This is a genomic window from Cellulomonas sp. P4_H12 (genome assembly GCF_056400905.1).
In genome coordinates, this window is sequence record NZ_JBFUKJ010000037.1 from 21,399 (window position 1) to 32,625 (window position 11,227).

At 71.9% G+C, this 11,227-nt stretch carries 11 protein-coding genes; 4 read left to right on the forward strand and 7 right to left on the reverse strand.

Annotation, left to right across the window (positions count from 1 at the left end; genetic code table 11):
• Positions 1-84: 84 nt before the first annotated feature.
• Together AC1DQC_RS17735 and AC1DQC_RS17740 are read right to left on the reverse strand one after the other, a co-directional pair.
• Positions 85-1,476 (reverse strand): dicarboxylate/amino acid:cation symporter, encoded by a 1,392-nt coding sequence (locus AC1DQC_RS17735; protein WP_477052551.1) that lies wholly within the window; start codon positions 1,474-1,476, stop codon positions 85-87.
• Positions 1,477-1,549: 73 nt separating this feature from the next.
• Positions 1,550-1,636: a putative leader peptide gene (locus AC1DQC_RS17740; RefSeq protein WP_477052561.1), complete on the reverse strand. Its 87-nt coding sequence runs from the start codon at positions 1,634-1,636 to the stop codon at positions 1,550-1,552.
• A gap of 202 nt (positions 1,637-1,838) precedes the next feature.
• Here AC1DQC_RS17740 and AC1DQC_RS17745 point away from each other — a divergent pair, with 202 nt between their 5' ends.
• Together AC1DQC_RS17745 and AC1DQC_RS17750 are read left to right on the forward strand one after the other, a co-directional pair.
• A complete protein-coding gene (locus AC1DQC_RS17745; RefSeq protein WP_477052552.1) occupies positions 1,839-2,156 on the forward strand; it encodes a hypothetical protein in 318 nt (105 codons plus the stop codon).
• On the forward strand, positions 2,153-3,319 hold the full coding sequence (locus AC1DQC_RS17750) for a putative T7SS-secreted protein (protein ID WP_477052553.1): 1,167 nt from the start codon (positions 2,153-2,155) through the stop codon (positions 3,317-3,319). Before AC1DQC_RS17745 ends, AC1DQC_RS17750 begins: the two co-directional genes overlap by 4 nt.
• A 247-nt stretch (positions 3,320-3,566) precedes the next feature.
• Here the strand turns inward: AC1DQC_RS17750 and AC1DQC_RS17755 are convergent, their stop codons facing one another.
• The 5 genes from AC1DQC_RS17755 to AC1DQC_RS17775 are packed head-to-tail and all read right to left on the reverse strand — an operon-like array spanning position 3,567 to position 9,526.
• Positions 3,567-4,382: an HpcH/HpaI aldolase/citrate lyase family protein gene (locus tag AC1DQC_RS17755; protein ID WP_477052554.1), complete on the reverse strand. Its 816-nt coding sequence runs from the start codon at positions 4,380-4,382 to the stop codon at positions 3,567-3,569.
• Positions 4,370-4,837: a MaoC family dehydratase gene (locus tag AC1DQC_RS17760; RefSeq protein ID WP_477052555.1), complete on the reverse strand. Its 468-nt coding sequence runs from the start codon at positions 4,835-4,837 to the stop codon at positions 4,370-4,372. Before AC1DQC_RS17760 ends, AC1DQC_RS17755 begins: the two co-directional genes overlap by 13 nt.
• Entirely contained in the window at positions 4,834-6,009 is a 1,176-nt protein-coding gene (locus AC1DQC_RS17765; protein WP_477052556.1) for an acyl-CoA dehydrogenase family protein, read from the reverse strand. The genes AC1DQC_RS17760 and AC1DQC_RS17765 overlap by 4 nt, the downstream gene beginning before the upstream one ends.
• Positions 6,006-7,922 carry an acetyl/propionyl/methylcrotonyl-CoA carboxylase subunit alpha gene (locus AC1DQC_RS17770; RefSeq protein WP_477052557.1) on the reverse strand — a complete coding sequence of 639 codons (1,917 nt, stop codon included), beginning with the start codon at positions 7,920-7,922 and terminating at the stop codon, positions 6,006-6,008. The genes AC1DQC_RS17765 and AC1DQC_RS17770 overlap by 4 nt, the downstream gene beginning before the upstream one ends.
• Positions 7,923-7,927: 5 nt before the next feature.
• The gene (locus AC1DQC_RS17775; protein WP_477052562.1) at positions 7,928-9,526 is read right to left on the reverse strand and encodes a carboxyl transferase domain-containing protein; all 1,599 of its coding nucleotides are present in this window, start codon (positions 9,524-9,526) and stop codon (positions 7,928-7,930) included.
• A gap of 106 nt (positions 9,527-9,632) precedes the next feature.
• Between AC1DQC_RS17775 and AC1DQC_RS17780 the strand changes: the two genes are divergently transcribed.
• Together AC1DQC_RS17780 and AC1DQC_RS17785 are read left to right on the forward strand one after the other, a co-directional pair.
• Entirely contained in the window at positions 9,633-10,223 is a 591-nt protein-coding gene (locus AC1DQC_RS17780; protein WP_477052558.1) for an SACE_7040 family transcriptional regulator, read from the forward strand.
• 432 nt (positions 10,224-10,655) lie between these two features.
• The coding region (locus AC1DQC_RS17785; protein WP_477052559.1) for a DUF222 domain-containing protein at positions 10,656-11,227 on the forward strand (572 nt) is incomplete at its 3' end.

An 11,227-nucleotide genomic window follows, 5' to 3' on the forward strand; every position in this document is an offset into this window, starting at 1 on the left:
GGCACCGCCGCGGAGGCCCGAGCGGGCCTCCGCGGATACATACCGGCGACGACGGCTGGACTCATCGGTCCCGCACCGACCAGCTCAGGAGACGGCGACCGGCTCCCGGCGCTCGGCCTGCTCGGTGTCGGGCTCCACGTCGTCCTGGAAGATGTCCTCCGCGGACGCCGAGGCGTACTGGTCGAGGTCGAGGATGCCCTCGCGCTTGGCGACGATCGTCGGCACGAGCGCCTGGCCGGCCACGTTCACCGCGGTGCGGCCCATGTCGAGGATCGGGTCGATGGCCAGCAGCAGACCCACGCCGGCGAGCGGCAGGCCGAGCGTCGACAGGGTCAGCGTCAGCATGACGACCGCGCCGGTCAGGCCCGCGGTGGCGGCGGAGCCGACCACGGACACGAACGCGATGAGCAGGTAGTCGGTGAGCGAGAGCTGGATGCCGAACAGCTGCGCGACGAAGATCGCCGAGATCGCGGGGTAGATCGAGGCGCAGCCGTCCATCTTCGTCGTCGCCGCCAGCGGCACCGCGAACGACGCGTAGGACCGCGGCACGCCGAGGTTCCGCTCGACCACGCGCTGGGTCACGGGCAGCGTGCCGACCGAGGAGCGCGAGACGAACGCGAGCTCGATCGCCGGCCACGCGCCCCGGAAGAAGCTCACGATCCCGAGCCCGTTGGTCCGCAGGATCACCGGGTAGACGACGAACAGCACGAGCGCGAGACCGACGTAGATCGCGACGGCGAACGTGCCGAGCGGGGCGAGCAGGTCCCAGCCGTACGTCGCCACGGCCCGGCCGATGAGGCCCAGGGTGCCCAGCGGCGCGAGGCGGATGACCCACCACAGGACCTTCTGCACGATCGCGAGCGCCGAGCGTGTGAACGCCAGGAACGGCTGCGCCGCGCTGCCGCTGCGCAGGGCGGCGATGCCGACGACGATCGCGATGACCACGATCTGCAGGACGTTGAACGAGATCGACGTGGTCAGCGCGCCGTCGTGGTCCGCCGTGCTCGCGCCGAGCCCGAGGAAGTTGCTCGGGATCAGACCGTTGAGGAAGTCGAGCCAGCTGCCGGTCACGCCGACCTCGGAGCCCGCCTCCGGGCTCAGTGTCGAGTTGTGCCCGGGCTGGAACAGCAGGCCGAGCCCGATGCCGATCGCGACGGAGATCGCCGCCGTGATGGCGAACCACAGCAGCGTCTGCCACGCCAGCCGCGCGGCGTTGGTCACCTCCTGCAGGTTGGCGATCGACGTGACGATCGCGAGGAACACCAGCGGCGGCACGATCGCCTTGAGCAGCGTGACGAACGACGAGCCGATGGTGTCCAGCGTCGTGGCCAGCCAGTTCGGGTCGCCGGACGCGGTGGGGCCCATCTGGAGGGCGATCCAGCCGAGCAGCACGCCGAGGCCGAGGCCGAGCAAGACCTGGACGGAGAAGGACGGGAGGCGCAGCCGACGCTTCGGCTGCGTGGAGAGGTCAGTCACGAGAGGCCTTTCGGGGGCGCGCCGCTCTGGCGGCGCGGGTCACGACGAGGGGGACGATGGGGTCCGGCGCGGTTCAGCGACTGTGGACGGGACGACAGAGCGCGCTGGCCACCCGGTGCAGGTCGACGGCGAGGCGCTCGGTCAGGTTCCACGTGCTCACGCGGGGTGCTCCCAGGGTGTCGGTGACGGGCCGAGTTCGGCGGACTCCGGGGGCAACACGACCTCCCGTGCCGATGCTTCCCGATCGCGCGCAATCCGTGACGAGAGAGACGTCACACTCCCCTGTGCACAACCTCGACGGCGCACCTCGCTAGGTGGCTACCTTCCCCACCAGACACCGGAGCAGCCTGGGGGACGCCGCCGTGACCATCGCGCAGCAGATCGACGAGTTCACGGTCGACGTCGCCGAGCTGCGCGGCGCGTCGACCAGGCTGGCCGAGCTGGGCGACGGGCTGGACGACGTCCGCGGTCGCATCTTGATGAGCCAGGCCTCCGCGTGGGGCAGCGTCGAGGCGCTCGAGTCGGGCCGCCGCTTCCGCGACCGTTTCCACCACCTGCTCGCCGGGCTCGCGATCGAGGTGGAGGACGCTCGCGTGAATCTGCGGCAGACCGCCACCGCGTACGAGATGGCCGACGAGAACGCGCACACCGCCCTGCGCCACCTCGGTGCAGCCCTGTGAGCACCGCCCTCGGCTCGCTGGACGACACCCGCGACCCGGCCCGACTCGTCCCTGGCAGCGCCGACGACGTCCTGGCGGACGCTCGCGAGATCGACGCGCAGGCGAGTGCTCTCGATCTCCTCTCGGAGGGGGCGACCCGATCCACCGCGACGCCGTCCTGGTCGGGCGCCCCGGCGGCCGGGTGGGCGCACCGGCGCGAGCAGCTGGTCCCCGCCCCGTCGGCGGTCGCGGCCGCCTACCGCGCAGCTGCGGCGGCGCTGCGCTCGCACGCCGCCGCGCTGACCTGGGCACGAAGCCGAGCGCTGATGGCGATCCGCCTCTGGGAGGGCGACCCGACCTCGTGCTCCCCGGTCGACACTCGCGCGCTCGCGCTGGCGGTCCTGGTCGACGCCCGCGCCGGCGCAGCGGCATCGGCGCGCGCCCTCGCCCGGGCGCTCGACGGCCTCGGCGACGGCCTGCCGGACGGGCAGTTCCACGCTGACGACTTCTTCGCCGGTCTGTKGGACTGGGCGTCGCAGCTCGGCTCGTCGCTGCTCGAGAGCGACCCGATGCGGTCCGCCTACGACCCCGCGGAGTACTGGCGCCACCAGTACGACCAGGCCGCCGGCGCGATCGCGCTCACCAGAGCGTTCGCCGACGACCCCGGCGACACCGTCAGCGCACTCGTCGACACGCGCGGGCTGGACGACGAACCGGGTCGCTGGTGGGGGCGACTGGCGCCGGACGTCGTTCTCACCGTGGGCTCGGCGGGCACGGCTGCGCTCGCCGGCCGCTCAGCGAGCGTCGTCGGCCGGGCGGCAGCGATCGCCGAGCCGCCACCGCTCGTCATCGAGGTGCTCGGGACCGAGCCGTCGCCGTACGTCCGGATCAGCACCGACGACAGTTGGGCGAACGCCCTCACCCTCGAGAAGCACGTCTCGAAGCACGCACATCAGTTCGGCGCTACAAGTGCGGACGAGTACGCCGGCATGGCTTCTGAGTTCTTCCAGCGTGCCGTGCACGAGGGACTACCCACCCGCATCGACAGTGATGGCACCATCCGCGTCTACGAGCCGTCGACCAACACCTTTGGCTCGTTCGACGCTTCCGGCCGAACGAGGACGTTCTTTCGACCCTCGAGCAGCACCTACTGGGAACGACAAGATGGGATTCTCCTGCCATGACCTACCAGTGCCCGGCCTGTGGCTACCCAGGACTCGACGAGCCACCGAGAGCTCCCAGTGGTGGAGGGTCGTACGAGATCTGCTCCTCCTGCTTCTTCGAGTACGGCGTCACCGATGACGACGAGGGCTTCACGTACGAATCCTGGCGGGAACGGTGGATCGCCGAAGGCATGCCATGGCGTTCGGCCGGGATAGAGGACCCGCCTGTCGGCTGGGACCCTCAGGCACAGCTTCACCAGCTCGGGCCCTAGACCGGCCCCACGCCAGAGCGACGCAGCACCTGCTCCGCGTGCCGCAGCACCGGTCCGTCGACCATCCGCCCCTCCCACCGGAACACGCCCCGCTCCCCCGCCGAGGCCGTCAGCACCGCACGAGCCCATGCCACCTCGGCCTCGTCCGGCCGGTACGCCGCGCGGATCACGTCGACCTGGGACGGGTGGATGCACGCGGTGGCGGCGAACCCGCTGGCCGCGGCGTCGGCCGCCTCGGCGGCGAGCCCGTCGATGTCGTCGATGTCGAGGTGCACGGCGTCGATCGCGTCCTTGCCGTGCGCCCCGGCCGCGAGCAGGACGGTGGAGCGCGCATGCACGGCGACGTCGCGGTACCGCCCGTCGGCGTGCCTGCTGGACGTCCCACCCAGCGACGCGACCAGGTCCTCGGCACCCCACATGAGTCCGACGACGTTGAGCTGCGCGGCGATCGACGCGGCGTTGAGCACGCCGGCCGCGGTCTCCACCAGCGCGACGACGTCGTAGCGGGCGAGCGGGCGGATGTCGGCGGCGGACGCGGTCTTGGCCAGCATCACCGTCGTGTACGGCGTGCGCAGGAGCGCGCGGAGGTCCTCGACGAGGTCGTCGGTGTCGGCCGCGTTGAGCCGGACGATGGTGCGGCGCGGGTCCAGCGGCACCGTGGCGAGCGACTCGCGGGCCGCCGCCTTGGCGTCGGGAGCGACGGCGTCCTCGAGGTCGAGGATGACGGTGTCGGCCCGGGCGGCCGCCTTCGCGTAGCGGTCGGGGCGGTCGGCCGGGCAGAACAGCAGGGCGGGACCGATCACGGCCGGCACCAGAACAGGACCGTCCGGGTCGCGACGGCGACGACGACGTCGTCCTGGTTGCGGCCGGTGTGCTCGAGGGTCACGACGCCCTGCCCCGGACGGGATGCCGAGAGCCGCTTGTCGAGCACGGTCGTCGACGAGTACAGCGTGTCCCCGTGGAACAGCGGGTGCGGGAACCGCACGTCGGTGAACCCGAGGTTGGCGACGATGGTGCCCTGGGTCAGCTGGTCGACCGAGCTCCCGACGAGCACGGCCAGGGTCATCATCGAGTTCACCAGCCGCTGCCCGAAGGGCTGCTCGGCCGACCAGGCCGCGTCCAGGTGCAGCGCCTGGCCGTTCATGGTGAGCGTGCTGAACAGGACGTTGTCCGCCTCGGTCAGCGTGCGGCCCGGCCGGTGCACGTAGCGGGTGTCCAGCTCGAGCTCCTCGTAGTACAGCCCGCGCTGCTCGACGTCCTTCGTCATCGCGGCGCCCCGGCGAAGCCCAGCTCCCGCGCGATCACCATGAGCTGCACCTCCGTGGTCCCCTCGCCGATCTCCAGGATCTTCGAGTCGCGGTAGTGCCGGGCCACCGGGTTCTCGTTCATGACGCCGTACCCGCCGAAGATCTGCGTGGCGTCGCGCGCGTTCGCCATGGCCGCCTCGCTCGCGATGAGCTTGGCCAGGCTGGCCTCGAGCTTGAACGGCTGGCCCGCCACCAGGCGGTGGGCCGCGTCGAGCCACGCCAGCCGGGCGGAGTGCACGCGGGACTCCATGCGGGCGATCGTGAACGCGATGTGCTGGTTCTCCCCGATCGGGTGGCCGAAGACGTTGCGGCTCTTGGCGTAGCGCATCGCCTCCTCGAGGCAACCCTGCGCCGCACCCGCGCAGAGGGCGGCGAACGCGACGCGGCCCTCGTCGAGCGTCTGGATGAACTGGGCGAAGCCGCGGCCGCGCACGCCGAGCAGGTTCTCCTCGGGCACGCGCAGGTCCTCGAAGCGCAGCGGGTGGGTGTCGGACGTGTGCCAGCCGACCTTGTCGTACGCGGGCAGCACCGTCAGCCCCGGGGTGCCCGCCGGCACGAGGATCGCGGTGAGCTCCTTCTTGACCGAGCCGTCGGCCCGGACGCTCTCCCCGGTGACGGCGGTGATCGTCAGCAGGCGGGTGATCCGGGAGCCGGAGTTGGTGATGAACTGCTTGCTGCCGTTGATCACCCACTCGCCGTCCTCCAGGCGCGCGGTCGTCTTGGTGCCGCCCGCGTCCGAGCCCGCGTCGGCCTCGGTCAGCCCGAAGGCCGCGAGCGCCTTGCCCTGCGCGAGCATGGGGATCCACTCCTGCTTCTGCGCCTCGGTCCCGCTGCGCCACACCGGCATCGCGCCCAGTCCCACGCCGGCCTCGAGCGTCACGGCGATGGACTGGTCCACCCGGGCCAGCTGCTCCACGGCGAGGCACAGGTCGACGTAGTCCCGGCCCTGCCCGCCGACCTCCGTCGGGAAGGGCAGTCCGAACAGCCCCATCTCCCCCATCTGCGCGAGGATCTCGTACGGCAGCTCCCGCTTGGTGTCGTACTCGTACGCGGCCGGCGCGACGACGGTGTCGGCGAAGTCGCGCACCTCGTCGGCGAGCTTCTGCTGCTCGGGGGTGAGGTCGTAGGTCATGCCGGGATCCCTTCGTCGGGGTGGCCGGAGATGGTGGCCACCACGTGGTCGAGTGCCACCCGGTCGGTCGGTCGGACCGTGAGGGTGACGATGCCGTCGCTGGGGGCGACGACCCGGTGCTCCATCTTCATCGCCTCGATCACGAGGAGGGTCTGACCTGCGACGACGCTGTCGCCGGTCGCCACGTCGGTCGAGACGACGATGCCGGGCATCGGAGAACGGACGTCCGGGTCCACGGCGCGCTCGCCGCGGACCCTCCTGGCCAGGTCGTCGGCGAGGCGCTCGACCCGGCTGACCACGCGCAGCTCGTCGGCGCCGACCCACACGACGGGTCCGTCGACGGCGATGCGCCGCGAGTGCACGACGCCGCCGACCTCTACGTCGACGGCATCGGTCCCGCGGCGCACGACGCTCGCCCGCACGGGCTCGTCGTCGCCGATCGCCACGGTGTCGCCGAGCACGGATACCTCGCCGACGCCCCGGAAGTCGTAGTGGCTGGGCCGCGGGTCGCCGAGGCGCCAGCCGTCGGACCGCCAGGGGCCGGTGCCGGGCGAGCCGTGCAGCCACAGCGCCGCCGCGATCACGGACACCGGGTCGGGCTCGCCGGTCGCCGGCGTGAGCCTCCCCAGCAGACCGGTGTCGAGCCGGCCGGCGCGGACGTCGGGGTCGGCCAGGATCTGGCGCAGGTACGCGATGTTGGTGCGCACGCCGAGGATCGTCGTGCGGGCGAGCGCGCCGTCGAGGCGGGCGAGCGCCTCGTCCCGCGAAGGACCCCACGCGACCACCTTCGCGAGCATCGGGTCGTAGGTCGACCCGATCTCCAGGCCCGGGCGCAGGGAGCTGTCGACGCGGATGCCCTCGCCCGTGGGCTCGTCGAGCTGCAGCACGGTCCCCGACGACGGCAGGAAGTCGCGCGACGGGTCCTCGGCGTAGACGCGGGCCTCGACGGCGTGACCGGTCAGCGGCACGTCGTGGAGCGCCAGCGGCTCCCCCGCGGCGATCCGCAGCTGCCACTCGACCAGGTCCAGCCCGGTGACCAGCTCGGTGACCGGGTGCTCGACCTGCAGGCGCGTGTTCATCTCCATGAAGAAGAACTCGGTGGGCGCGTCGTCGGACACCAGGAACTCGACGGTGCCCGCGCCGACGTAGCCGACGGTCCGCGCGACCTCGCAGGCCGCGGCGCCGATCGAGGACCGCGTCTCGGGAGTCAGCAGCGGCGACGGCGCCTCCTCGATCACCTTCTGGTGCCGGCGCTGCAGCGAGCACTCGCGCTCGCCGAGGTGGATCACCGCGCCGTGCTCGTCGGCAAGCAGCTGTACCTCGATGTGCCGCGGGCTGGTCACCAGGCGCTCGAGCAGCAGGGTGTCGTCGCCGAACGCCGACGCGGCGACGCGACGGGCGCCGGCGAGGGCGTCGGCAAGGTCCTCCGCTCGCTCGACCACCACCATCCCCTTGCCACCGCCGCCCGCCGAGGGCTTGACCAGCAGCGGGTACCCGACACGTGCGGCGGACTCGGCGTCGACCACCGACGAACCCGGGATCACCGGAACACCCGCCGCCGACACGTGCTCCTTGGCGCGGATCTTGTCGCCCATGACCTCGAGGGCCTTGACCCCAGGGCCGACGAACACGATCCCGGCGGCCTCGCACGCCCGAGCCAGGTCCGCGTTCTCGGACAGGAACCCGTACCCGGGGTGGACGGCCTCGGCGCCGGTGCGCCCGGCCGCGGCGACGACGTCGGGGATCGACAGATAGCTCTCGATCCGCACCGCCTCGTCGGCGCGAGAGACGTGCAGCGCCGACCGGTCGGCGTCGGTGTAGACGGCGACGGCGCGGATGCCCAGATTTCTGAGGGTCGCGATCACGCGGCACGCGATCTCCCCGCGGTTCGCCACGAGCACGGTGCTGAACACGGCCGTCACATCCGGAACAGGCCGAGGCGCGGCTCGCCGAGCGGCACCGTGGCGCAGACGTCGAGGGCCATGCCCAGGATGCGGCGGGTGTCGGCGGGGTCGATGATCCCGTCGTCCCACAGCCGCGCGGTCGCGTAGTAGGGGCTCCCCTGCGTCTCGTACTGCTCGCGCAGCGGCGCCTTGAACGCCTCTTCGTCGGCGGCGCTCCAGTCGTCACCCAGCTGCTCGCGGCGCACCGTCGCCAGCACCGACGCCGCCTGCGGGCCGCCCATGACGGAGATCCGGCTCGCCGGCCACATCCACAGGAACCGCGGGCCGTAGGCGCGCCCGCACATCGAGTAGTTGCCGGCGCCGAACGAGCCGCCGATCACGACCGTCAGCTTGGGCACGCGGGTGGTCGCGACGGCCGTCACCATCTTGGCGCCGTGCTTCGCGATGCCGCCCGCCTCGTAGTCCCGGCCGACCATGAAGCCGTTGACGTTCTGCAGGAACACGAGCGGGATGCCGCGCTGGTCGCACAGCTCGATGAAGTGGGCGCCTTTGAGCGCCGACTCGCTGAACAGCACCCCGTTGTTGGCGACGATGCCGACGGGGTGGCCGTGCAGCCGAGCGAACCCGGTGACCAGCGTCGTGCCGTACTCGCGCTTGAACTCGTGCAGCTCGCTGCCGTCGACCAGCCGGCCGATGACCTCGTGCACGTCGTAGGGGGTCAGCAGGTCGGTGGGCACGACGCCGTACAGCTGGCTCTCGTCGACCTTGGGCGGGCGGCTCTCGTGGACCTCCCACGCCGTGCTCGTCGGCACCGGCAGGGTCGCGACGATGTCCCGCACGATCTGCAGCGCGTGCGCGTCGTTCTCCGCGAGGTGGTCGGTGACTCCCGACGTCCGCGCGTGCAGCTCACCGCCGCCGAGGTCCTCGGCCGTGACCACCTCACCGGTCGCCGCCTTCACCAGCGGCGGGCCGCCCAGGAAGATCGTCCCCTGCCCGCGGACGATGACCGTCTCGTCGCTCATCGCCGGCACGTACGCGCCGCCGGCCGTGCACGAGCCCATCACGCACGCGATCTGCGGGATGCCCTCCGCCGACATCCGGGCCTGGTTGAAGAAGATCCGGCCGAAGTGGTCCTTGTCCGGGAACACCTCGTCCTGCTTGGGCAGGAACGCGCCTCCGGAGTCCACGAGGTACAGGCAGGGCAGCCGGTTCTCGAGCGCGATCTCCTGCGCGCGCAGGTGCTTCTTCACCGTGAGCGGGAAGTAGGTGCCGCCCTTCACGGTCGCGTCGTTCGACAGGACCATGACGTGCCGCCCGTGCACCAGGCCGATGCCCGCGATGACCCCCGCGCCTGGCGCCTCGCCGTCGTAGAGGCCGTCGGCGGCGAGCGGCGCGACCTCGAGGAACGGGCTGCCCTCGTCGAGGAGGACGTCGATCCGCTCGCGCGGGAGCAGCTTGCCGCGGGCGACGTGGCGCTCGCGTGACTTCTGCGGGCCGCCGAGAGCTGCGGTGCGGAGCCGCTCCTCCAGCTCCGCGACGAGCGCGCGCTGGGACTCGTCGTTCGCGCTGAACGCCGGCGCAGCCGGGTCGGCTGTCGTGCTGAGCATCTCCATCGACGCTGTCTCCATGGGGTGGCTGGAGAGGATCAAGTCAGTTAGGGATCGCTAACTGAAATGAGGCTAGTCTGCGATCACGTCGTTGTCCACGAAGGGGGGCGTCATGGCCGTCGACACCGTGCCGACCGCCCGCGGGCGGGCCAAGGCCGAGCGTCGCGACGCCCTCCTGTCGTCGGCCGCACAGCTGTTCGCCGACCGCGGCTTCGACGGCGTGTCCATCGAGGACCTCGGCTCGTCGGTGGGCATCAGCGGACCCGCGGTGTACCGCCACTTCCCCAGCAAGCAGGCGGTCCTCGCGGCGCTGCTCGTCGGCGTGAGCGAGGGCCTGCTCACCGGCGGGCGCGCCGTGGTGTCAGCGTCCAGCGACGACCCCTCTGCACTCGTCGCCCTCGTCAGATTCCACGTCGACTTCGCGCTGCGCGATCCCGACGTCATCCGCGTGCAGGACCGTGACCTCGCGTCACTCTCTCCCGCCGACCGCGAGGCCGTCCGCGACCTGCAACGCCGGTACGTCGACCTGTGGGTCGACGTCCTGCGCCGGCTCAGCCCGGCCACCGAGCGCCCCGAGCTGCGGCTCCGGGCCCAGGCCACGTTCGGGCTGCTCAACTCCACGCCGCACAGCGCTCGCTCCGTGACGACGTCTCGCACCCGCGCGCTCCTCGAGGAGATGGCGTTGGCGGCGCTGGGTCAGTAGGCGCTCCGCCACTGGCGGGTTCTCCCAGAACAGCGGGTGGTTGACGTGGCCATCCCGATCGCGCTGGCGGCCACTTCTGTTCAGCGGCGAATGTCAGTGGTCACTCGTACACTTGTTCGATAGCGGGGCCGGTTCGGGGGCTCTCTCGGACGAGCGAAGGAGGTGCCGACGGTGACGGCGATGCTGGACGATCGCGCGGTCGATGACCTGCTTGCCGACCTGCCTGTCCGCGGCGGCGTCGCACTGGTCGCCGAGCTCGTCCCGGCCCCGGCGACGCCCTCCGCTCCGCGCCCTGTCGCTGCCCGCTTCCCGGCGGCTGCCTTCACATCGACGTCGCCCGGCATGTCGGTCTCACCCCGCGCGGTGCCGTGGGCGGACTCGGGTCACGGTTCGCGCTCGGACGCGGCGCCCGTGCCGGGTCGGGGTGCACGGGTGGTCGACCTCGGCTGGGTCGAGGAGTTCCCACTGCCCGACGTCGATCTGGCTTCTCTGGTGGGGATGTTGACGGCGGTGCCGGTCGCGGAGGTTTCGGGTGCGGCGCTGGTCAACGCGGTGGCCGCCTCGCAGCAGGCGATCAACATGCTGCAGTCGGTGCAGGCCACGTTCGTGCGCGAGCTCGGCGCGCGGACCCCGGACGCGTTGCGGCACGTCCCGGATGAGCTGGGGTGTGCGTTGGTGTGCACCCGGCAGGCGGGGCAGAACCTGTTCCTGCGCGCCTGGGGCACCGACCAGCACCCCACCCTGGGCGACGCCTGGAGGGTCGGGGCGATCGAGGCCCGCAAGATCGACGTCATCCTCGAGGAAATCAGCAAGGCCGGCACCGGGATCGACGCGGGTGAGCGCGACGCGGTGATCGACGACGCGGTCGCCAAGTCGCGCGAGATGACGGTGCCGCAGCTGACCCGGCACGTGCGCGCCACCCTGATCGCACTCAACCCCGACCTCGCCGAGAAGCGACGAGTCGCCGAACGCGAACGCCGCTCGGTGTTCCTGGACCTGGCCCC